Source organism: Aureimonas mangrovi, assembly GCF_014058705.1.
In the GTDB taxonomy this organism is placed as follows: domain Bacteria; phylum Pseudomonadota; class Alphaproteobacteria; order Rhizobiales; family Rhizobiaceae; genus Aureimonas; species Aureimonas mangrovi.
This window is the reverse complement of record NZ_CP059692.1, coordinates 3,072,659-3,094,105: the sequence shown is the minus strand read 5'-3', so window position 1 is coordinate 3,094,105 and position 21,447 is coordinate 3,072,659. Positions and strand designations below refer to the sequence as shown.

Genomic DNA, 21,447 nt, shown 5'->3' with positions numbered 1-21,447 from the left:
TCCCTGCTAATTTTAATCAAATTAGAAATTTATCCTTAACGAGGTGTTGTCGACCGGCGCCTCTGCGACTGCGGGCAGTACGGGGCGCGCTTTGTACGAGGCGAGGAATCCCTCGACGATATGGTCCGGCATCGGCGCGCCGAAGGCATAGCCCTGAAGGTGGGTCAGCCCCTCCAGCGAGGCGGCGAAGTCCACCTGTTCCGGCGTTTCGACACCTTCCAGGACGACGTCGAGCCCGAGTGGGGCGATGAAGCGAACGGCGCCGCGCAGGACGGCCGCCTTGCGCTCGTCGGTCGAGATGTTCTTCAGGAAGCTCTTGTCGAGCTTGATCTTGTTGATCGGCAGGAGGGCGATCTGCACGAGGTTGGAATAGCCCGTGCCGAAATCGTCGAGCGAAAGGCGGACGCCGAGGCCTCGAATGCCCTCCAGCGCTTCGCGCAAATCCTCGCGATCCTCGATGAAGAGGTTTTCGGTGATCTCCACCTCCAGCCGCTCGGGTGGCAAGCCAGCCTCGGACAGCGCCTGGCAGATCATCGACAGGAGATCGACGCGGGTGAGCTGGCTGGGCGAGAGGTTGATCGAGACGCCCACATGGTCCGGCCAGCGCATCGCAGCGCGGCAGCCCGCGCGGAAAGTCTGGTCGGTGAGTTTGCCCATCAGGCCGGCATCCTCGGCGACGGGCAGGAACTCGGCCGGGGGGATCGCGCCGCGTGTGGGGTGGTGCCAGCGCACCAGCGCCTCGCAGCCGGAGATCTTGAACGAGCCGTTGTGGACGATCGGCTGGAAGTAGAGCTCCAGCGCATTCTCGCGCAGTGCGCGACGCAGGTCGTTCTCGAGCTGCAGCCGGTCGGCCGCGCGGTCCGGCGTGCCGAGCTGGTAGGCGATCGCATGGCCTCCCCCTTTCGACTTAGCCTCGTAGAGCGCCATGTCCGCACAGTGCGAGACGGCGTCGATCGTGGCCGCGTCCTGCGGGTAGCGCGCATAGCCGAGACTGGCGCTGTTCGGCATGGTCGCGCCGTTGATGACGACCGGCCGGTTCAGGGCGTCGATGATTTCGGCCGCGCAGTCGGCGGGGGTGCGCATGTCGAGGTCGGCAAGCTGGAAGACGATGAACTCGTCGCCCGCAACGCGCGAGACGAGCCCGCCCGAGCCGATGATCTTCTGCAGACGGTTCGCCGTCTGGCGCAGGAGTTGGTCTCCCGCGATGTGGCCGAGCGTGTCGTTCACGCGCTTGAAGCGGTCGAGATCGATATAGTGCAGTGTGAAGGACTGCCGTTCTTCCACCGCGCGCCCCATCGCCTCCTGCATCGAGATGCGATTGGCCGTTCCCGTCAGCGGGTCCGTGTGGGCGAGCCGCCAGTTCTCCTCGGCGGTTTCGATGGCCTGGCGGAACATCGTGCGGATGCGCCGCGTCGTCTGCATCACCGAGAAGTAGAAGGCGACGACGAAGATGCTGAAGCTGATCGACCAGCCTGGCGAACGCGCGTAGAAGGCGAGGATCATCGGGATCAGGCCGGCGAGGAGCTGGGCGCGCACCAGCGCGATCGACGCGAAGTTCCGCCCCTGCGTGCCGATCAGGTAAGCAAGCGTCGCCGTGATCGACAAAAGTTCGGAAAAGTGGTCGCCGGCCAGCCAGTAGATCGCCGTCGACCACGAGCCGATGATGAGGAGGTGGGCAACGCCGAGGATCGAGTAGAGCCGGCGCCAGAAGGCGGGGTGGCGGTCCGCATGGGTTTCATTCGCGAGGAAAAGCTCGAAGGCCACGAGCCGGATCAGCGTCATCGTGCCGATCGCGGCCGCGATGACCCAGACGAGCGGCACGCCGGTGCGCCAGGCCGTGACGCAGGCCGCGGAGAACACGGCCAGGCCACCGACGACGAAGCTCTTGCGGTCGCCGTAGAGCGACTCGGTCACGTGCACCCGCCGATGGCGGGGCCTGGGCAAAAGCGTCGATAGCGGGTCCAGGCTCATCCTACGCACCAGTGTCCGTCCCGAAGTCGAGACCAGGGCAGCTTAAACGCGGAGTCGTAAGCGACCTTTAAGAGACACTTTGCATTTTTCGCAGTTGCTGCAATAGGACAGCAAGGCGCAGGGGCATTCGGTGGGCGAGGACTTGCCGGCAGTTCAGACGAACTGGGCGAGGGCTGGCACCGAGGCGATCGCCTGATCCACCGTTTCCTCGCCGGCGCTGGCCTTGGCGGCTGTCACGAGCTCCTCGGCGACCGCGCGGATCTGTCCCATGTCGAGGCCGAGACCCATCAGCTTGGCGCCGAGCGCCATGATGCCGCCGCTGCCGTCCGCATCGCTGGCGGCAAGAGCCTCGGCCGCGCCGGGCGTGTCGGCGATCATCTTGCCCACCGCCGGGTCGTCGCTTTCCGTCTGCATGAAGGCGAGGATATGGCTCACCGCCTGGCGGGCCGTCTCCTGCGAGATGTCGGCGGCGTCGGCGATGCGGGTGAAGATTTCGGGCATGGACGTGACGAATCCTTTTAGGCCGCCGGAAGGCGAGGCCGCGAGGCGCGAACATGGCAAACCGCACGAAGGCTGGCAACGACCAAGAACGGTACGACGATGGAAAATCCGTTTCTGTCGACGCCGCGTTATCCTACAGTTGCGGCGGTGATATCCGGGGGAATGCCGAATGCTCGAAGAGGGACGCATCTATCTGGGATCGGCTGCGCGCGGGGAGACGGGAAGCCCTGGCGAGCCTGCCTATCTCGAGCTGCGCTACGCCAACCGCCACGGGCTCGTCGCCGGCGCGACAGGCACCGGCAAGACCGTGACCCTGCAGGTGCTCGCCGAAGGCTTCTCGGAAGCGGGCGTTCCGGTCTTCTGCGCCGACGTGAAGGGCGACCTGTCCGGCATCTCCGAGCGTGGCGAGGCCAAGGACTTTCTCGTCAAGCGGGCCGAGGCGATCGGCCTCGATCCCTACTACAACGACTTCTATCCGGCGGTTTTCTGGGACCTTTACGGGGAGAAGGGCCATCCGGTGCGCGCCACGGTGTCCGAGATGGGGCCGCTGCTCCTCTCGCGGCTGATGGGGCTGACCGAGGCGCAGGAGGGGATCCTCAACATCGCCTTCCGCATCGCCGACGACGAGGGGCTCCTGCTCCTAGACCTGAAGGATCTTCAGGCGATGCTGGCCCATCTCGGTGAGAACGCAGACACGGTCTCCACGCGCTACGGCAACGTGGCGAAGGCCTCGGTCGGCGCGATCCAGCGTCAGCTTCTGATCCTTGAGAACCAGGGTGCGGCGAACTTCTTCGGAGAGCCTGCGCTCTCCATCGCAGACCTCATGCATGTTGACCGCGACGGACGCGGCACCGTCAACGTGCTGGCCGCCGACCGTTTGATGGGCAATCCGCGCCTCTACGCGACCTTCCTTCTCTGGCTCCTCTCCGAGCTCTTCGAGGAGCTTCCCGAGGTGGGCGACGCCGAAAAGCCGAAGCTCGTCTTCTTCTTCGACGAGGCGCATCTTCTTTTCAACGACGCGCCTCGCGCGCTGGTGGAACGGGTCGAGCAGGTCGTCCGGCTGATCCGCTCCAAGGGCGTCGGCGTCTACTTCGTCACCCAGAACCCGGCGGACCTGCCCGACACGGTGCTCGCCCAGCTCGGCAATCGTGTCCAGCACGCGCTGCGCGCCTACACGCCGCGCGAGGCGAAGGCGGTGAAGATCGCCGCAGAGACGTTCCGTCCGAATCCGGCTTTTGACACCGGAACCGCGATCACCGAACTCGGCGTCGGCGAGGCGCTGGTCTCCACGCTCGGCGATGGCGGCGTGCCGGGCGTCGTCCATCGCACGCTCATCCGCCCGCCCGCGGCTCGCGTCGGGCCCGTCACCGACGCCGAGCGCGCCGAACTCATGGCCGCGAGCCCGATGCGCGGGCGCTACGACACGGCGGTCGACCGTGAATCGGCTTACGAGCTTCTCACCGGCCGCGCGGAGGCCGAACTCGCCCGCGAGGAGGAAACCCGCAAGGCCGAGGAGCGCGAGCGCGACGAAAGGCGTTCAAGGGAGGCCGAGCGCCGGGCCGATGCGGCTGCCCGTCGCGCCGAAGAGGGACGGGGGCGTGCAGATGCCGCCGATGACGATCTCCGCCTGCCGATCCCCGATTTTCCGGACGAGCCGACGCCGCGGCGGCGCACGACGACGGGCGCCGCGCGTTCGGGTTACCAGCGGCAAGGCATCGGCGAGACAGTGATGAAGCAGGTCGGCCGCACGGTCGCCTCCACGGTCACGCGCGAGATCCTTCGTGGCCTCCTCGGCGGCTTCAAGCGCGGACGCTGACGGATTTCGGGAGGCGTTCTTCTTCCCTATATGAGGGTGAACGCCCTCTTGCGGCCTATCGGGAGACCTCGCGATGAAATCGGGCCCCACCGCCTTCGTTCTCTGGCTGTGCTGCCTTCTCGGCATCTGCGGTCTGCACCGGATTTATCTCGGCCGCTTCTGGACCGGAATCCTGTGGATCTTCACTTTCGGCCTTCTCGGCATCGGTCAGTTGATCGATCTGTTCCTGCTGCCCTCGATGATCCGGCAGGAGAATCTGGAGCGCCGGCTGGACGTGATGGACGGAGAGCGTCGCCGTCAGGCCGAAGTCATCACCGGGGAGCGCCTCGACCGCGTCTGAACTGCTGAACGCATGAGAAAAGGGGGAGCGCCGGCTGGCACTCCCCCTTTCTCAGCGATTGTCCGACGCAGATCAGGCCGTCGTCGCGCCTTGATTGACGATCACCGTCGCACCGTTCTGCGCGCGATCATACAGATCGATGATGTCGTGGTTCATGAAGCGCACGCAGCCCGAGGAGACAGCGCGGCCGATCGTCCAGTATTCGGGCGTGCCGTGCAGGCGGTACAGCGTGTCCTCGCCGTTCTGAAACAGATACAGGGCGCGCGCGCCGAGCGGATTGTTGAGGCCGGGAGCCTGGCCGTCGGCGAACTCGATGAGCTCCGGCTGGCGCGCGATCATTTCCTTCGGCGGCGTCCAGGTCGGCCAGGCGCGCTTCCACTGAACGCGAGCGCGGCCGTCCCAGGCAAAACCCTCCCGACCGATACCGACGCCGTAGCGCATGGCGCGGTTGCCCGGCTGCACGAGATAGGCGAAGCGCGTCGGCGTATCGATGATGATCGTGCCGGGTGCCTCGCCACCGAAATAGTCGACCTCGCGGCGCAGATACCGCAGATCGACCTTGGTGAAGTCGATGCCGGGGATGTTGTAGCCGCCGTCAGAGATCGGGCCGTAGGCTGCCAGATATTCGGGCGAAACGCGCGGGCCGCTCGAGATCGGCGCGTAATTGGCGACGGCCAGCGGACCGGCCCCTGAAACGCAGCCCGTCAGCGCTGCAGCTGAACCGAGGCCGAGGCCCATGAGTAGATGTCGGCGGGTTAGCCCGCCTGTCAGGGATGAGGTCATGTCCAGCCACCGAGATTTCCTGAGGCGCGCGTTCGCCCGTTGATCGGACTTGTTCTCTTACGCTGCGCAGGTTGACTTACGATTGAGATCCGAACACGCGAATGCCGCATTCGTTCCTGCGGTCACGATCACGTCCGCGGCATGAGCCGCCCACGCCTGCGGCTGACAAGGCGTTCAGAAGCGCCTAAGGGGACGGGAGAGCCGTCGGGGCTGTGTGCCCGAGGCGCTGGAAGCCGAGGGAGCCCGCATGTCGACGCAAGTTTCGCGCACTTTCACCTTCTTTGACGGGAGCTGGCTGGAGGGCAATCCCGGCCTCGTCGGCCCTCGCAGCCATGCCATGTGGCTGGGCTCAACCGTCTTCGATGGCGCGCGTTGGTTCGAGGGGCTCACCCCCGATCTCGATCGCCATGCGGCGCGCGTGAACGCTTCGGCCCGCGCGCTCGGCCTCGAGCCGACCGTAGCGCCGGAGGAGATCGTGCGGTTGACGATGGAAGGGCTCGCCAATTTCGACGGCGAGACGGCGGTCTATATCCGGCCGATGTACTGGGCCGAGGACGGCGGCTACATGGGCGTGCCGGCGGACCCCGCCTCCACGCGCTTCGCGCTGTCGCTTTACGAATCGCCGATGATCCCGTCGGCCGGCTTCTCGCTCGGCCTCTCGCCCTTCCGCCGTCCGACGCCGGAATCGGCGCCGACGCTCGCCAAGGCCGGCTGCCTCTATCCCAACAGCGGCCGTGCGATCCTGGAAGCGCGTTCGCGCGGGTTCGACAACGCGCTCATCCGCGATGCGGTCGGCAACGTCGCCGAAACCGGCACGTCTAACGTCTTTACCGTGCGCGACGGCACGGTCTTCACGCCGATCCCCAACGGCACGTTCCTCAACGGTATCACGCGCCAGCGCATCATCGCTCTCCTGCGCGCCGACGGGATGGAGGTGGTGGAGAAGTCGATGAGCGTGGAGGAATTCGAGACCGCGGAGGAAATCTTCTCGACCGGCAACCACTCCAAGGTCGTCCCGGTCACCCGCTTCGAGGAACGTGCGCTGCCGAGCGGGAAGGTGGCCGAGCGCGCACGCGAGCTCTACTGGCGCTTCGCGCGCGAGAGCGCCGGCACGAATGCGTGACGCTTGGTGCTGACATGGGGCCTTTGCGGCCCTAGGTAACGCGCGCGAAGTTCAGTGCAGGGGAGGGCCGCCGGTCGCCCCTGCCACAAGGCAGACGAAAAAGGAGACGCCCCGTGGCCTTCACCCTTCCCGAACTCCCTTACGCCTACGACGCCCTTCAGCCCTTCATGTCGAAGGAGACGCTGGAGTACCATCACGACAAGCACCATCAGGCCTATGTCGACATGGGCAACAAGCTGGCCGCCGAAGCCGGCATGGCCGAAGCCTCCGTCGAAGAGGTGGTGAAGAAGTCGCACGGGCAGAACCAGCCGCTCTTCAACAACGTGGCCCAGCACTACAACCACATCCACTTCTGGAAGTGGATGAAGCCGAACGGCGGCGGCAAGAGCCTGCCGGGCGCGCTGCAGACCGCCTTCGATTCGGATCTGGGCGGCTACGACAAGTTCCGCACGGACTTCATCGAGGCGGGCAAGAGCCAGTTCGGCTCGGGCTGGGCCTGGGTCGCCGTCAAGGACGGCAAGCTCCAGATCGTGAAGACGCCGAACGGCGAGAACCCGCTCGTCCAGGGCGCGACGCCGATCCTGGGCGTCGACGTCTGGGAGCACTCCTATTACATCGACTATCGCAACGCCCGCCCGAAATATCTCGAGGCGTTCGTCGACAGCCTGATCAACTGGGATTACGTGCTCGAGCGCTACGAGGCCGCGCGCGGCTGATCGCAGCCCAGCAGTTACCGGAATGACAAGGCCCCGTTCACCCGAGCGGGGCCTTTTCCCTTGGCATCACGCCTTCTTGAGAACGATTCCATCCTGGCGGCATGTTGAATGCGGCTCGTCGTGCCATCTTCGCCTTCGGGACAGCTCGGGGAATCGCTCGCATGAACCGCACCACGCTGATCGTCTGCGTCGGCCTTCTGGCAGGCGTTGCCGGGGCATCTTTCGCGCAGGAGACGCACGACCCGATCGCCGAACGCAAGCAGCGCATGGACGTGATCGGTGACGCCTCTCGCACCGGCGGCCAGATGATCCGCGGCGACACCGAGTTCGATCCGCAGACGGCAGCCGAGGTCTTGACGACCATGAACGAAGCCATCACCGGCTTTGCCGATCTGTTCCCGGCCGGCACCGAGACGGATGACGAGACCGAGGCAGCGCCTGCGATCTTCGAGAGGCCGGACGAGTTCCGCGAACGCGCAGAGGCGATGGAAGTCGCGACCGCCGGGGCTGCTGAAGCCGCGCCGCAGACGCTGGAGGAGTTCCGCACGCTCTTCGGCGAGGTTTCGCAGAACTGCCGCGCCTGCCACGAAGACTTCCGCGTCCGCCGGAACTGATCGGCGATGCGCCGGGCGGTCGCGATCGGCGCATCGGTTGTCGTCGTCGCGGCCGGCGCCGTGTGGGCGCTGGCCCTGCCGCAACGCCTGCCGCCCGAAGCCGTCGCGGCTGAGGGCAGCGGAGATGCCAGGCGTGGCCGTGTGGTCTTCAACGCCGGCGGCTGCGCCTCCTGTCACATGAGCGGTGGGGACGCCGAGGCGCCCGAACTCGGCGGTGGCGAGGCGTTGGAGACCGCCGTGGGCACCTTCCACGGCCCCAACATCTCGCCGCATGAGACGGACGGCATCGGCGCCTGGTCGCTGGCCGATTTCGCCAATGCGATGCAACGCGGCGTCGCGCCGGGCGGCCAGCATCTCTATCCCGCCTTTCCCTACACCTCCTATGCGCGGATGACGCCGGGCGACGTCGCCGATCTGCACGCCTTCCTGCTGACGCTGCCGCCCGTCGAAGGGCGCGCGCCGCAGAACGAAATCGCCTTCCCGTTCGATCTGCGCTTCGGCCTCGGGCTATGGAAGCGCGCCTTCCTGTCGGATGCGCCCGTCGTGGACCTGCCGTCGGATGCGTCCGCGCAACTCCAGCGCGGCCGTTATCTCGTCGAGGGGCCGGCGCATTGCGGCGAGTGCCACACCCCGCGCACGCTCGGCGGCTATGGCGGGCTCGATACGGCGCGCTGGCTCGGCGGCGGGCCGAATCCGGAAGGCGAGGGGACGGTGCCGAACATCACGCCGGGCGGCCTCGACTGGAGCGAGAGCGACATCGCCTATTATCTCGAAAGCGGCTTCACGCCCGATTTCGACGTCGCGGGCGGTGCGATGGCCGATGTGATCGACAACATGGCGCTTCTTGCGGCTGAGGATCGCGAGGCGATCGCGGCCTATCTGCGCGCGGTGCCGGCCGTCGAGTAGAGGCGGTCGCCGTCGATCTCCTTTAGGGTGTCGATAAAGGCGCGCAGCGGCGCCGGCACGTGCCGATGGCCGGGATAATAGAGGCACAGGCCCGCGAAGGGCGGGCTCCAGTCTTCGAGCACCGCGACGAGCGCGCCGGATGCCAGCCGTTCTCGGGCGACGGGCTCCGGCACGAAGGCGATTCCGTTGCCGCCAGCGGCAGCCTTGGCCATCAACCCGGTATGGCTGAGCGTCAGCGCGCCGGGCACGTCGACTGTCATCGCCTCGCCATGCCGCTCGAACTCCCAGCGATAGCTCCGTCCGCTCGGCAGGCGGTGGCGGATACAGCGATGGCGGTGCAGGTCCTCCGGCGTCATCGGTCCTCCGTGCCGAGCGAGATAGTCGGGCGCGGCGACGGCCAGAAAGCGCATCGGCCCGCCGAAGGGCACGGCGGTCATGTCCTGCGGCACGCTCTCGTGCAGGCGAACGCCCGCGTCGAAGCCTTCCGCGACAATGTCGACCAGGCGGCCGTCGGTCGCGATCTCCAGCTCGACATTCGGGAAGCGACCGAGGAAGGCCGGCACGATGGACTGCAGAAGACGGTCGGCGGCCTCCTCGCCGCAATTGATGCGCAGCGCGCCTGAAACCGTGCCACCCACCTCGGAGATGGCGTCGATCGCGGCGTCGAACTCGCCGAGCAGCGGTTCGATGCGCGAAAGGAGGGCGGCGCCCGCCTGCGTGGGCTCGACGCTGCGCGTGGTGCGATTGAGAAGCCGGACACCAAGCGCCTTCTCCAACGCGATCACCGTGTGGCTCAGTGAGGAACGCGAAACGCCGAGGGCATCGGCCGCCTTGCGGAAGCTGCGCCGGCGCGCGACGGCCGCGAAGGCGGAGAGATCCGCGAGGCTGGGTTTTCCCATTGGTGCCAATCTTTCACCGGCGCATATCGATTGCCGTATCTAACAGGATAATTCGTCCGTCTTTAAGTGAGGCTCATCCAATGAAGGAGAGTTTCATGACGAAGACCTGGCTCATCACCGGCGCATCTTCCGGCCTCGGCCGCATCATGGCGGAGAAGCTTCTGGCACGCGGCGATAAGGTCATCGCGACCGTGCGGCGCGAGAGCGCGATGGACGATCTCAGCGCTCAGTACGGCGGGGCCCTGACCATCCTGCGGCTCGACGTCACCGAGGTCGAGGCCGTGCGCGCGACCATCGACAGGGCCTTCGCGAGAGCCGGACGCATCGACGCCATCGTCAGCAATGCCGGCTACGGCCTCTTCGGCGCAGCCGAGGAACTGAGCGACGTGCAGATCGAGCGCCAGATCGCCACCAACCTCACCGGCTCCATCGCGGTCATCCGTGCGAGCCTGCCGCATCTTCGGGCCCAGGGCGGCGGGCGCATCCTTCAGGTCTCGTCGGAAGGCGGCCAGATCGCCTATCCGAACTTCTCGCTCTACCACGCGACGAAATGGGGTATCGAAGGCTTCGTCGAGGGCGTCGCGCAGGAGGTGGCTCCGCTCGGCATCGATTTCGTCATCGTCGAGCCGGGGCCGACGGGAACGAACTTCGCCGCCGGCCTCGACATGGCCGACCCAATCACGGCCTATGCCGACACGCCGTCCGGCGCGATCCGCAGGGCCTTGAGCGACGGCAGCTTCGCCATCAAGGGCGATGCGGAACGCACGGTGGACGCGATGATCGCGGCGGGGGACGCCGAGCACCCGGCGCTGCGGCTCACCCTCGGCAGCACGGCCTATGAGAGCATCGAGCGCGAGCTCGGCAAGCGGCTCGACGCGGTGCGTGCGCAGAAGGAGGTCGCCTTCTCGGCCGACCGCCCGGACGCCTGACCGGCACTTTCACAACGCGCTGCGCACGAGCAGCGCCGAAAGCGTCAGCATGGTGACGCCGACGCCAGCGTCCAGCGCGCGCCAGGCGGCCGGCCTTGCGAAGAGCGGTTGCAGAAGGCGCGCGCCGTAGCCGAGGGCTGCGAACCACAGGAAGCTCGCCGCTACCGCGCCCGCCACGAAAAGCGGCCGCGTGGCGGCGGGCTGCGCGGCGCCCGCCGTACCCATCAGGAGCATTGTGTCGAGATAGACATGCGGGTTGAGGAATGTGAAGCCGGCCGTCGCGAGGAGCGCGGTCCTCAACGATTTCCCGCCGACGGACGGATCGGCGACGAGCGCGCCGGGCCGCAGCGTCCGGCGAAGCGCGATCAGCCCGTAGGCGAAGAGGAAAAGCGCGCCGCCGAGCGTCATGATCACTGTGAGCTGAGGGATGGCGGCGAGTGCGGCCCCGACGCCGGCGACGCCGATCAGGATCAGAGCCGCGTCGCAGATGCCGCAGAACAGCACGATCGGCCCGACATGCTCGCCGCGAAGGCCCTGCCGCAGGACGAAGAGGTTCTGGGCGCCGATCGCGACGATCAACGCCAGCGAGAGTGCAAAACCGGCGAGGAGAGGAGCGAGCGAGGGCGACATGCGCAGGCTCATCGCCCGAGTGCGAAAAAAAGAAAAACTTGTTCTTCTACATTCAGTGAAGCATGGCTTCATTCATGCTCGACTACCAGTCTCTCGCGGCGCTCGGCGCCGTGATCCGCGAAGGTTCGTTCGAACGGGCCGCGACATCGCTCGCCATCACGCCTTCGGCGGTTTCGCAGCGCGTGCGCGGGCTGGAAGAGCGCCTGGGCGCGATCCTCGTGGTGCGTAGCCAGCCGTGCCGGCCGACCGAACTCGGCCGAGCTCTCTGCGCTCATCTCGATCGCGTGCGATTGTTGGAGGCCGATCTCGCCCCCGCGCTGAGCGGCGGCGCCGAAGTGCAGGCCCTGCGCATCGCCGTCAATGCCGACAGCCTCGCCACGTGGTTTCCGCAGGCGGCCGCGGCTTTCGCGCAGGAAACCGGCGTTCTTCTCGATTTGACGCTGGATGACGAGGACCACACGGCCGAGCGCCTGCGTTCGGGCGAAGTGCTCGCCGTGGTCACCGCCGACCCGAAACCGGTGCAGGGCTGCCGCACGGTGCGACTCGGCGCGATACGCTATGCCGCCTGCGCGAGCCCGGCTTTCGTCGAGCGGCATTTCGCCGGCGGCGTCGACGCCGCCTCGCTCGCGACCGCGCCGCACCTGCGCTTCGACCGACGCGACGGCTTGCAGGCGCGATGGGCACGCGAAACCCTCGGGGTTGACCTTGCCGCCCCGACGGCGTGGGCACCCTCGACGCACGGAATGCTCGATCTCGCACTCGCCGGCCTCGGCTGGGGCATGCAGCCGGTTTCCCTCGCCGAAGAGCATCTCGCCGCCGGGCGCCTCATGGAACTGGTGCCCGGCGCGCGGATCGAGGTGGAGCTCTACTGGATCGCGCTGCGCCTGCCGGTGCGCGCGCTCGACAGGCTGACCGCGGCCGTCAGGCAGGCTGCCTTGCAGGCGCTGTCCTGATTGTCTCGGCTTCGACGAGGCCGATGGCGAAGGCGTAGATCGTCGCCGTTTCCTCCAGCCGCGCGAACCGGCCCGACGCGCCGGCATGGCCGGCATCCATGTTGACCTTCAGGATGACCGGATTGTCGTCGGTCTTCGTCGCACGCAGACGCGCCACCCACTTGGCCGGTTCCCAATAGGTCACGCGTGGGTCCGTCAGGCCGGCAAGGACGAGCATCGGCGGATAGTCCTGCGCGGCGACGTTTTCGTAAGGGCTGTAGGCGGCGATCGTGGCATAGTCGGCCGGCGAGGCGACGGGGTTGCCCCATTCGGGCCATTCTGGGGGCGTCAGCGGCAGCGTGTCGTCGAGCATCGTGTTGAGGACGTCGACGAAGGGCACGACGGCGACGATGCCTCCGAACTTCTCGGGCGCCATGTTGGCGATGGCGCCCATCAGCATGCCGCCCGCCGAACCGCCCTGCGCGACGATGCGTTCGTATCGCGTGAACCCCTCCGCGACGAGATGGTCGGCTGCCGCGATGAAGTCTGTGAAGGTGTTCGCCTTGTGCTCGCGCCGGCCCGCTTCGTACCAGCGAAAGCCCTTGTCCTTGCCGCCCCGGATATGGGCGATGGCGTAGACGAAGCCACGGTCGACGAGGCTGAGGACGTTTGTGTTGAAGCTCGCGGGAATGGTGATCCCGTAGGAGCCATAACCGTAGAGCATTGCCGGGGCCGAGCCGTCGAGCGGCGTATCGGCACGGTAGAGGAGCGTGACGGGCACGGTCTCGCCGTCGGCCGCCGGCGCCATGATGCGCCGCGTCACGTAGTCCTGCGGATCGTGGCCGGAGGGCACTTCCTGCGTCTTCAGGAGCGTGCGCTCGCGCGTCTCCACGTCGTAATCGAAGGTCTGCGAGGGCGTCGTCATCGAGGAATAGCCGAAGCGGATCGTGTCCGTATCGTACTCGTAAGTGCCCGAAAGGCCGAGCGAGTAGGCTTCTTCCGCGAAGGCGACGACATGCTCCTCGCCGTCCGAGAGCCGCTTGACGACGATGCGCGGCAGGCCTTCGCGCCGCTCCAGCCAGACGAGATGGCGTTTGAGGACGAGGTGGTTGAGGATGAGGCGTCCGTCCTCGTGCGGCACGAACTCCCGCCACTCGCGGCGCGAGGTCGCGTGCGGCGGAGCGGTCACGATCTTGAAGTCGCGCGCGCCGTCCGCATTGGTGCGGATGTAGAGGGTGCCTTCGCCTTCGTCGACGTCGTATTCGACGCCCGTCTCGCGCGGGGCGATCAGCCGGGGCTCGGCCGACGGGTTGGCCGAGGGTATCAGCCAGGCCTCGCTCGTCTCGTGATCGTGGATGTCGATCACCACGAACTGGCGTGACTGCGTCTCGCCGATACCCATGAAGAAGCCAGCGTCGTTTTCCTCGAAGACGAGCGCGTCGCTCGCGGGATCGGAGCCGAGGCGGTGATAGAAGATCCGGCTGGGGCGGTGGTTCGCGTCGAGGCGCGTGTAGAAGAAGCCCGCCCCGCGATCGTCCCACGCGACCGAACCGCTCGTGTCCTCGATGCGGTCCGGCGCATCGGTGCCGGTCGAAAGGTCGCGCACGGAGATCGAATAGAACTCCGAGCCCTTGTCGTCATGCGCCCAGGCCAGATGACGGTGGTCCGGCGAATGCGACACGCCGCCGAGAGAGAAATAGGCGCGCGCGGCAGCCTCCTTCTCCGCATCGAGCAGGATTTCGTCCTCGCCGCCGTCGCGCGGCCGGCGCGTGAAGCGCGGATACTCGGCGCCTTCGCGATAGGACGCGCCGTAAGCGAAGGGGCCGTCCGGAGCCGGTACGGACGAGTCATCCTCCTTGATGCGCCCGCGCATCTCCGCGACGAGCGTGGCGATCAAGGGCTCGCTGCCGGCCATCGCTGCCTTCTGATACGCGTTCTCGGCCTCCAGATGCGCGCGGATCGCCGGATCGAGAAGGGTCGTGTCCTTGAACATCTCCTGCCAGTTGTCGGCGCGCATCCAGCCGTAGTCGTCGACGCGCTGCGCGCCGTGCCACTCGCTCTCGACGGGGCGGCGCTCGGGAGCTGGAACGGCGGGCAAAGCAGGCTTGGACATGGGATGTCGTCTCGGATGAACGCGAAGGGGAGGGCGGCGTGCGCAAAGTAGGTTCGGCCTGTGCGCGACACAACGGGGCGGAAGCGCCACCAACCGCGAGAAAAAGCTTGCGCGAACGTCGTTCACAAGCTTTTCAGCCTTGAAAAGCACGTCTTTGGATACAAAATCGGCTATCGGGGTCGGACGGGCCGGAGTTGATCCGAGAATCGAGGGGACAGAGCTGAAATGGGCGCTTGGTATGAGCAATTTTTCTACCTAGCGATCGCTCTTCCCTTCGTCGGTGCCGCACTCTCTTCGCCCATCGGGCGAGTTTTCGGCCGCATGGCAGCGCTCGTTCTTGCGCTCTTCCCTGTCGCCGGCTTCCTCTTGATATTTGCGTTGAGCGAGGAAGTTCAGGGCCGGCAGATCATGCTGGCCGGGTTCGACTGGATTCCCGCGTTCGACGTGCGGATGTCCTTCCGACTGGACGGTCTCTCTTACGCCTTCGCGTTGTTGATCCTGGGCATTGGTGCGTTGATCGTCGTCTATACGGGGGGCTATCTCGAGAAGAGCCCACGTATTCGGCAGTTTTATGCGTTTATTCTTATGTTCATGGGGTCGATGCTCGGCCTCGTGCTTGCCGACGACCTCATCACGCTCTTCATCTTCTGGGAGCTGACGTCGATCACGTCCTTCCTTCTGATCGGCTTCGAGCACGAGCGAGAGGCCGCACGTCGCGGTGCGATCCAGGCGCTGGTGATCACGGGCGGCGGCGGCCTCGCCCTTCTCGCCGGCCTGATCATGATCCGCGAGACGACAGGGCTCTCGTCGCTGTCCGAAATCCTCGATCAGCCCGAGGCGATCATCGAGAGCGGCGCTTACGTGCCGGTCCTGATCCTCCTCCTGATCGGCGCCTTCACCAAGTCCGCGCAGATGCCGTTCCATGTCTGGCTGCCGAACGCCATGGAAGCGCCGACGCCCGTCTCGGCCTATCTGCATTCGGCGACGATGGTGAAGGCGGGCATCTATCTGCTGATGCGTTTCTTCCCCGTGCTCGGGGGTACGCCGATGTGGGAGATCATCCTGCCCGTCTTCGGCGGCGTCACGCTTGTCGTCGGCGCGCTCCTGTCGATCCGGCAGAGCGACGTGAAGCTGATGCTCGCCTACACGACGGTCGCCTCGCTCGGCCTTCTGGTGATGATGATCGGCATCGGCTCCGAGCTCGCGCTGGAGGCGGCGGTCCTCTACTTGATCTCCCACTCGCTGGCCAAGGCCTGCCTTTTCATGGTGGCCGGCTCGATCGACCACGGGGCCGGCACGCGCGACATCCGCGCGCTCGGCGGTCTGTGGCGCACCATGCCCGTTACCTTCGCCGCCGCCCTTCTCGGTGCCGCCGCGATGGGCGGCCTGCCGCCGCTCTTCGGCTTCCTCGCCAAGGAGGAGGTGTACGCCGCGACGGCCGAGGCCGGCGGCCTGTATGCCTGGTTCGTGACGGGCGCCGCGCTCATCGGCAATTCGGTGATGTTCGCCACCGTCCTCATCGTGGCGCTGAAGCCCTTCATCGGCCAGTTGCCGACGGGCCTGCGCAAGGCGCACGAGACCGGGATTCTGGTATGGTTCGGCCCGCTTTTTCTCGGCGTGGTCGGCCTCTTCGCGGGCATCTTCTCGCAGGTCACGCACCAGTTCATCTCGAACCCGATGGCGCCGCCCTCGCTCGACGAGGCGGTGGCGATCACCATCTCGGTGGGCTTCCATCTCGGCGCAGCGCTATACCTTTCAATCGTCACCATCATCCTCGGCGTCCTCCTCTATCGCCGCTCACAAGTGGTGCGCGCACGCATCGCCACCCTCCTCGCACGCATCGGCTGGGGTCCGGATCGCGGCTTCGACCAGGTGATGCGCGGGCTCATCTCGGGCGCGTTCCGCCTGACGAACTTCCTCCAGCCCGGCCGGCTCGACTACTATATGCGCGTCACCTTCGTGGTGATCATCGGCGCCTTGTGGTTCAGCCTCATCCGGTCCGACGCCTTGCCCGCGCTCCCCGAATTCCCCAGGCTCTATTTCTACGAGTGGGCCGTGCTCGGCATTCTCGTCCTTGGCCTCGTGGTCGTGGCGAATGCGCCGAGCCGCCTTGCCGCCGTCGTCTCGCTCGGCATCCAGGGCCTCGCGGTCGCGCTCCTTTTCATGCTGCTCGGCGCGCCGGACCTTTCCTTCACGCAGTTCATGGTGGAGATCCTCTCGGTTGCCATCCTGGCCCTCGTGATGACGCGCCTGCGCCTGATGCCGGCGGACAGGCGGCCCTTCCGGGAGGTGATCCCCGAGTTGACGATCGCCATCGCCGGCGGCCTCGGCTTCGCGCTGTTCCTCATCACCGTGTCGCAGATCGAACTCGACACTTCCGTGTCGGACTTCTTCACACGCTACAGCTATGTCATCGCGCACGGGCGTAACATCGTGAACGTCATCCTTGTCGACTTCCGCGCCGTCGATACGATGGGCGAGATCGCCGTGGTCCTGACCACGGGCGCGGCGATCCTGGCGCTGGTGCGCATCCGCGTCTCGAAGAAGGATCGCGCCGGCGTCAAGCGCAAGCGCCGGGCACTGGAGGGAGGGGGCCTGTGAGAACCGTCATCTTCCGCGTCACCGCGCCGTATCTGACGAGCCTGATGTTCCTGTTCTCGCTGTTCGTGCTCCTTCGCGGGCACAACGAGCCCGGCGGCGGGTTCATCGGAGGGCTGATCGCGGCATCCGCCATCGCGGTCTACGGCATGGCCGTGGGTGTGGAGGCGGTGCGCCGCGCGCTGTTCTTCCACCCGATTGCCTATGCGGCCTTCGGGCTGGTGCTGGCGGTCCTGGCCGGCTTCGTGTCGATCTTCGCCGGCTTCCAGTTCATGACCGGCCTCTGGGCCTTCCCGGCGATCCTCGGCGGTGACGTGGCGCTTTCGACAACGCTTCTCTTCGACATCGGCGTCTATCTCGTCATCGTCGGTGCGATCTGCGCGATCGCGCTCTCGCTGGAAGAGAGGTATTCGGACTGATGGTCGTCGCCCTTTCCGCCGTCGTCGGCATCATGTTCGCCTTCGCGATCTACCTTCTCCTCTCCCGTCACATCATTCGCATGCTGATGGGCGTGACGATCCTCGGCAACGCTGTGAACCTCTCGATCTTCGTGGCCGGCGGCATCGAGTCCATCGCGCCGCCGCTCATCCCGCCCGGCCTCGACATGCCGGCGATGGCGACTGCCAATCCGTTCCCGCAGGCACTGATCCTGACGGCGATCGTGATTTCCTTCTCGCTTTTCGTGTTCCTCCTGGTGCTGGCCTACCGCGCCTATCAGGATCTTGAAACCGATGACACGCAGCGCATGCGCGTTGCCGAACCCGAAGACGAGGGGCTGCCGCCCCTCAGCTACTGACGCCCGAAAGCAGCCGACTTGACCGCCACAGAGAGCCTCGACCAACTGATCGCCCAAGCCATGGTCCTCGACCAGGGCACGCTCGGCCAATGGCTCCTGATCATGCCGATCGTGATCTGTTTCCTGTTCGGCGCGGTGCTGTTGATGATGCGCCGTCAGATGCGCATGCATCCGACCGTCGCCATCGTTGGGCTCGCCTTCCTCCTCGTCGCCGACATCGCGCTTCTGGTGGAAGTGGCCCGCTCAGGCCCGATCTCGATGGCGATGGGCGGCTGGCGGCCGCCTTTCGGGATCGTCTTCACGGCCGACATGACCAGCGCTCTGTTCCTGACCGTGTCGGGCTTCGTCGGGCTCGCCTGTGGCATCTACGCGATCGCCTCGATCGATTCCGAAGAGCGTCGCTACGGTTTCTACCCCTTCCTCTTCATGCTGATGGCCGGGGTGTCGGGCTCGTTCCTGACGGGCGACATCTTCAACCTCTACGTCTGGTTCGAGGTGATGCTGATCGGCTCTTTCGGGCTCCTGATCCTTGGCTCGGAGCGCGAGCAGCTCGACGGCGCGACGAAATACTGCTTCCTCAACCTCATTGCGGCGACGATCTTCCTCCTGACGACCGGCTACCTGTACGGCGTCTTCGGCACGCTCAACATGGCCGACGTCGCCGTGAAGTCGGCGGCGCTGGAAGGGGAGGGCGCGCTGCAGACGATCGCTGTTCTCTACCTCATCTCGTTTTCGATGAAGGCGGCGGCATTCCCGCTGAACTTCTGGCTGCCCGCCTCCTACCACACGCCTCGCTTCGTCGTGTCGGCGCTGTTTGCAGGGCTTCTGACCAAAGTCGGCGTCTACGCGATGCTGCGCATCGTCCTGATGCTTTTCCCGCCGGAGCGCGAGGGGATGGGCTTGCTCATCGCTTGGATCGCGGGGCTGACCATGATGGTCGGTGCACTGGGCGCCCTTGCACAGACGGACATCCGCCGTCTTTTGAACTATCTCGTCATCGCCGGCATCGGAACGATCTTCGTTGGCTTCGCCGTGCCGCCGCTTCTCGAAAGCGGCTCGGCTTCCATCGTCACGGGGGCCGCGGCTGTCATCGGCGAGACGCAGACCGTCATGCAGCGCGCGAACAACCTTGCCGCGCAGGGCACGCTCGCCACGGGGCTCGCGGGCTCGATCTACTACGCCATCCATTCCATCGTGGTGATGACGGCCCTGTATCTGGCCACCGGCGTCGCCGCTTTCCGCAACGGCTCCTCCTCGCTGCACGAGATGGGCGGGCTATGGCGGCGGCACCCTCTCTTCTCGGTGCTGTTCCTCATCCTCCTCTTCGCCGTTGCGGGCCTGCCGCCCTTCTCCGGTTTCTGGCCGAAGATGCTCCTGGTGCGCTCGACGCTGGCGGCCGACCTGCCGTGGCTGGCCTTCACCGTGCTCTTCTCCGGCCTTCTCATCACCATCGCGGTCGTGCGCATCTTTGCGCTCGCCTTCTGGCGCCCGCTCCCCGCGCTGAGTCGCGCGGCCGATCCCGTGGAGGCCAAGGCCATCGTCGACGACACGTTCCGCGCGCCGCCGCCGGGGCGCCCGCTGGCGTTGATCCCGCTTGTCGGGCTGACGCTCTTCGTGGTCGTTGCCGGTGTGTGGCCGCAATGGCTCGCGCAGATGACCTTCACGGCCGCCAACGAACTCCTGTCGCCGAGCGCGTACCTCTCCTCCGTCCTGGGAGATCAGCGATGACGCTTTTCGTCGTCAACATCGTCCTGGCACTGGTCTGGGTGGTCGTCACGGCCACATTCTCCCTCGCCAATCTCCTCTTCGGCTTCGCGCTTTCCGCCTTCACGCTCTTCCTGATCCGTGAGCAGATCGGCACGGGCGGCTACCTCTCGCGCGGCGGCAAGGTTCTCTCGCTCCTGTTCTACCTGATCTACGAGATCGCGGCCTCGGCGGTGAAGGTCGCGGCGGCTGTCCTGAGGCCGAAGCAGGAGCTCAAGCCGGGCGTCTTCACCTATCGCCTGATGGTGGACCGCGACTTCGAGATCGCGCTTCTCGCCAACCTCATCGGCCTGACGCCCGGCTCGCTCGTCTTCGATATCTCCGAGGATCGCACGACGCTCTACATCCACGCCTTCGACTGTTCGAACCCCGATATGGAGCGCCGGCGCATCGCCGAGGGCTTCGAGCGCAAGCTTCTGGAGGCGTTGCGATGACCTTCATCGAACTCTCCGAGCGGTTCCTCGACGTCGCGCTGAGCCTGTCGCTGGCGCTCCTGAGCATCGCCTTCGTGCTGACGATCATCCGCATCTGGAAGGGCCCGACCCTGCCGGACCGCGTGCTCGGCCTCGATGTGCTCACCGCCGGCTCGATCGGCTTCGTCGCGGTCATCGGCATCGATACCGGCTTCACGCTCTATGTGGATATCGCCATCGCCCTCGGGCTCGTCGGTTTCCTCGCCACCATCTCCTTCGCGCGCTTCATCATGGCGCGCGGCGACACGGAGCGCTCTCCGGTGCAGGAGGCGCCGAAGGAGGAGAACCAGGTCGGCCATCCGCGCCGTGAAGCCTTCCCGCGCGAGGACATGCTGCAATGACCGCGATCGCAAACATCGTCGCAGGCATCTTCGCCATCGCCGGCACGAGTTTCGTGCTGGTCGCCGCCATCGGTATCCTGCGCTTTCCCGATTTCTACACCCGCGTCCATGCGGCGGCGAAAGCCGGCACGGTCGGTTCGGCGCTGACGCTCGTCGCACTGGCGATTCTGTCGACGGAGACCGCCGAAGTGCTGCGCGCCATCGCGGCCATCTTCTTCTTCTTCCTGACCGCGCCGCTGTCCGCTCACCTTCTCGGCAAGGCGGCGCATTCGGCCGGCTATCAGCTGTGGGAAGGCTCGGTCCTGAACGAGATGCCGCCCGTCGAGCCCAAGCGGAACGTGGAGCGGGTCGACCCCGAGGCCGATGCGCCGCAACGGCCGAAGCGGACCGAAACGTCCGTCACATCCGAACCGTGACGTTTCCGCGCGCCAGGAAGAACGGGTTGCGATAGTCGGGCCGGCCGCCCGCGCCCTTGCCGTAGGAAAGGCGTGCGTCGGCCGCGTCCACCACCGCCCCGCCGGCCGCTTCAAGAACGGCCTGGGCCGCCGCCGTGTCCCATTCCATGGTCTTGCCGAAGCATGGATAGACGTCGGCCGCGCCCTCGGCGAGACGGCAGAATTTCAGGGAAGAGCCCATCGCGACGATCTCGGCCGGGCCGAGCATTTCGAGAAAGCGGTTGGTCTGGGCCGTGCGGTGCGATCGGCTGGCCAGCGCGACGATGGGGCCTGCCGCCCTCCGCACTCTGATCGCCTCGGCCTCCTCCGCCCCGCGCCGACGGAACGCGCCGGCGGGCGAGCCCTCGAAAAGCTCGTCGAGGGCTGGAGCATAGACCACGCCCGCCACAGGATAGCGGCCGGTGACGAGCGCGATGTTGACGGTAAACTCCTCGCGTCCACAGATGTATTCGCGGGTGCCGTCGATCGGATCGACGAGGAAGAAGGGTGCGTCCGGATCGCAGTCCGGCAGCGCGATGGCGCAGGCCTCCTCCGCGACGACCGGGATTTGCGGCCAATGCCCGGCGAGCGCTTCTGAAATGATCGCCTCGGCCGCACGGTCGGCCTGCGTCACCGGGCTGTCGTCGGCCTTGGATTCGGCTAGAAGCCCGTTTTCGCGCAGCGCCAGCGCCAGCCGTCCGGCGGCCACCGCCGCCTCGCGCATCACCGGCATCATCTCTTCCGGCGCCGGCATCGCTGTTCCTTTTC

22 protein-coding genes are annotated in these 21,447 nt (G+C 66.4%); 15 read left to right on the top strand and 7 right to left on the bottom strand.

Going from position 1 to position 21,447, the window contains the following annotated elements; translation table 11 throughout:
- Nucleotides 1-21 precede the first annotated feature (21 nt).
- Together H1343_RS14925 and H1343_RS14920 are read right to left on the bottom strand one after the other, a co-directional pair.
- The gene (locus H1343_RS14925; RefSeq protein WP_185983631.1) at nt 22-1,914 is read right to left on the bottom strand and encodes a putative bifunctional diguanylate cyclase/phosphodiesterase; all 1,893 of its coding nucleotides are present in this window, start codon (nt 1,912-1,914) and stop codon (nt 22-24) included.
- Nucleotides 1,915-2,124: 210 nt separating this feature from the next.
- Nucleotides 2,125-2,472 carry a DUF2267 domain-containing protein gene (locus tag H1343_RS14920; protein WP_185983630.1) on the bottom strand — a complete coding sequence of 116 codons (348 nt, stop codon included), beginning with the start codon at nt 2,470-2,472 and terminating at the stop codon, nt 2,125-2,127.
- Between the two features lie 169 nt (nt 2,473-2,641).
- On the opposite strand from H1343_RS14920, the gene H1343_RS14915 reads away from it, so the two are divergent.
- Nucleotides 2,642-4,288: a helicase HerA-like domain-containing protein gene (locus H1343_RS14915; protein WP_185983629.1), complete on the top strand. Its 1,647-nt coding sequence runs from the start codon at nt 2,642-2,644 to the stop codon at nt 4,286-4,288.
- 73 nt (nt 4,289-4,361) lie between these two features.
- Nucleotides 4,362-4,628 carry a TM2 domain-containing protein gene (locus H1343_RS14910; protein WP_185983628.1) on the top strand — a complete coding sequence of 89 codons (267 nt, stop codon included), beginning with the start codon at nt 4,362-4,364 and terminating at the stop codon, nt 4,626-4,628.
- A gap of 72 nt (nt 4,629-4,700) precedes the next feature.
- Here the strand turns inward: H1343_RS14910 and H1343_RS14905 are convergent, their stop codons facing one another.
- The gene (locus tag H1343_RS14905; RefSeq protein WP_185983627.1) at nt 4,701-5,411 is read right to left on the bottom strand and encodes a L,D-transpeptidase; all 711 of its coding nucleotides are present in this window, start codon (nt 5,409-5,411) and stop codon (nt 4,701-4,703) included.
- 247 nt (nt 5,412-5,658) lie between these two features.
- Here H1343_RS14905 and H1343_RS14900 point away from each other — a divergent pair, with 247 nt between their 5' ends.
- From H1343_RS14900 to H1343_RS14885, 4 genes are all read left to right on the top strand, one after another.
- A complete protein-coding gene (locus tag H1343_RS14900) occupies nt 5,659-6,534 on the top strand; it encodes a branched-chain amino acid aminotransferase (protein WP_185983626.1) in 876 nt (291 codons plus the stop codon).
- Between the two features lie 113 nt (nt 6,535-6,647).
- Nucleotides 6,648-7,250, top strand: coding sequence for a superoxide dismutase (locus H1343_RS14895; protein ID WP_185983625.1), 603 nt, complete (start codon nt 6,648-6,650; stop codon nt 7,248-7,250).
- A gap of 161 nt (nt 7,251-7,411) precedes the next feature.
- Nucleotides 7,412-7,864, top strand: coding sequence for a c-type cytochrome (locus H1343_RS14890; RefSeq protein ID WP_185983624.1), 453 nt, complete (start codon nt 7,412-7,414; stop codon nt 7,862-7,864).
- Between the two features lie 6 nt (nt 7,865-7,870).
- Complete coding sequence (locus H1343_RS14885; protein ID WP_185983623.1) at nt 7,871-8,770, top strand: cytochrome c; 900 nt, start codon at nt 7,871-7,873, stop codon at nt 8,768-8,770.
- Here H1343_RS14885 and H1343_RS14880 read toward each other — a convergent pair.
- Nucleotides 8,740-9,669 (bottom strand): LysR family transcriptional regulator, encoded by a 930-nt coding sequence (locus H1343_RS14880; protein ID WP_185983622.1) that lies wholly within the window; start codon nt 9,667-9,669, stop codon nt 8,740-8,742. The two genes, H1343_RS14885 and H1343_RS14880, sit on opposite strands and share 31 nt — an antisense overlap.
- Before the next feature lie 95 nt (nt 9,670-9,764).
- Between H1343_RS14880 and H1343_RS14875 the strand changes: the two genes are divergently transcribed.
- Nucleotides 9,765-10,598, top strand: coding sequence for an SDR family oxidoreductase (locus H1343_RS14875; protein ID WP_185983621.1), 834 nt, complete (start codon nt 9,765-9,767; stop codon nt 10,596-10,598).
- Between the two features lie 9 nt (nt 10,599-10,607).
- Here H1343_RS14875 and H1343_RS14870 read toward each other — a convergent pair whose 3' ends face one another.
- The gene (locus H1343_RS14870; RefSeq protein WP_185983620.1) at nt 10,608-11,228 is read right to left on the bottom strand and encodes a LysE/ArgO family amino acid transporter; all 621 of its coding nucleotides are present in this window, start codon (nt 11,226-11,228) and stop codon (nt 10,608-10,610) included.
- A 74-nt stretch (nt 11,229-11,302) separates the two neighbouring features.
- Between H1343_RS14870 and H1343_RS14865 the strand changes: the two genes are divergently transcribed.
- The gene (locus tag H1343_RS14865) at nt 11,303-12,181 is read left to right on the top strand and encodes a LysR family transcriptional regulator ArgP (protein ID WP_185985696.1); all 879 of its coding nucleotides are present in this window, start codon (nt 11,303-11,305) and stop codon (nt 12,179-12,181) included.
- On the opposite strand, the gene H1343_RS14860 is transcribed toward H1343_RS14865, so the two are convergent.
- Nucleotides 12,150-14,273, bottom strand: a complete 2,124-nt coding sequence (locus tag H1343_RS14860; RefSeq protein ID WP_185983619.1) for a S9 family peptidase — start codon at nt 14,271-14,273, stop codon at nt 12,150-12,152. The two genes, H1343_RS14865 and H1343_RS14860, sit on opposite strands and share 32 nt — an antisense overlap.
- 225 nt (nt 14,274-14,498) lie before the next feature.
- Here H1343_RS14860 and H1343_RS14855 point away from each other — a divergent pair, with 225 nt between their 5' ends.
- Genes H1343_RS14855 through mnhG form a run of 7 tightly spaced genes read left to right on the top strand, consistent with a single transcriptional unit; the run spans nt 14,499 to nt 20,661 of the window.
- Complete coding sequence (locus tag H1343_RS14855) at nt 14,499-16,874, top strand: putative monovalent cation/H+ antiporter subunit A (protein ID WP_185983618.1); 2,376 nt, start codon at nt 14,499-14,501, stop codon at nt 16,872-16,874.
- A complete protein-coding gene (locus tag H1343_RS14850; RefSeq protein ID WP_185983617.1) occupies nt 16,871-17,290 on the top strand; it encodes a Na(+)/H(+) antiporter subunit B in 420 nt (139 codons plus the stop codon). The genes H1343_RS14855 and H1343_RS14850 overlap by 4 nt, the downstream gene beginning before the upstream one ends.
- Nucleotides 17,290-17,667 (top strand): Na+/H+ antiporter subunit C, encoded by a 378-nt coding sequence (locus H1343_RS14845; protein ID WP_185983616.1) that lies wholly within the window; start codon nt 17,290-17,292, stop codon nt 17,665-17,667. Before H1343_RS14850 ends, H1343_RS14845 begins: the two co-directional genes overlap by 1 nt.
- Nucleotides 17,668-17,727: 60 nt before the next feature.
- Complete coding sequence (locus tag H1343_RS14840; protein WP_185985695.1) at nt 17,728-19,395, top strand: proton-conducting transporter transmembrane domain-containing protein; 1,668 nt, start codon at nt 17,728-17,730, stop codon at nt 19,393-19,395.
- Nucleotides 19,392-19,865 carry a Na+/H+ antiporter subunit E gene (locus tag H1343_RS14835; protein WP_185983615.1) on the top strand — a complete coding sequence of 158 codons (474 nt, stop codon included), beginning with the start codon at nt 19,392-19,394 and terminating at the stop codon, nt 19,863-19,865. The genes H1343_RS14840 and H1343_RS14835 overlap by 4 nt, the downstream gene beginning before the upstream one ends.
- Nucleotides 19,862-20,245, top strand: coding sequence for a cation:proton antiporter (locus H1343_RS14830; protein ID WP_185983614.1), 384 nt, complete (start codon nt 19,862-19,864; stop codon nt 20,243-20,245). The genes H1343_RS14835 and H1343_RS14830 overlap by 4 nt, the downstream gene beginning before the upstream one ends.
- Nucleotides 20,242-20,661 (top strand): monovalent cation/H(+) antiporter subunit G, encoded by a 420-nt coding sequence (mnhG, locus tag H1343_RS14825; protein ID WP_185983613.1) that lies wholly within the window; start codon nt 20,242-20,244, stop codon nt 20,659-20,661. The genes H1343_RS14830 and mnhG overlap by 4 nt, the downstream gene beginning before the upstream one ends.
- On the opposite strand, the gene cysQ is transcribed toward mnhG, so the two are convergent.
- Nucleotides 20,645-21,433, bottom strand: coding sequence for a 3'(2'),5'-bisphosphate nucleotidase CysQ (gene cysQ, locus H1343_RS14820; protein WP_185983612.1), 789 nt, complete (start codon nt 21,431-21,433; stop codon nt 20,645-20,647). The two genes, mnhG and cysQ, sit on opposite strands and share 17 nt — an antisense overlap.
- Between the last annotated feature and the right edge of the window lie 14 nt (nt 21,434-21,447).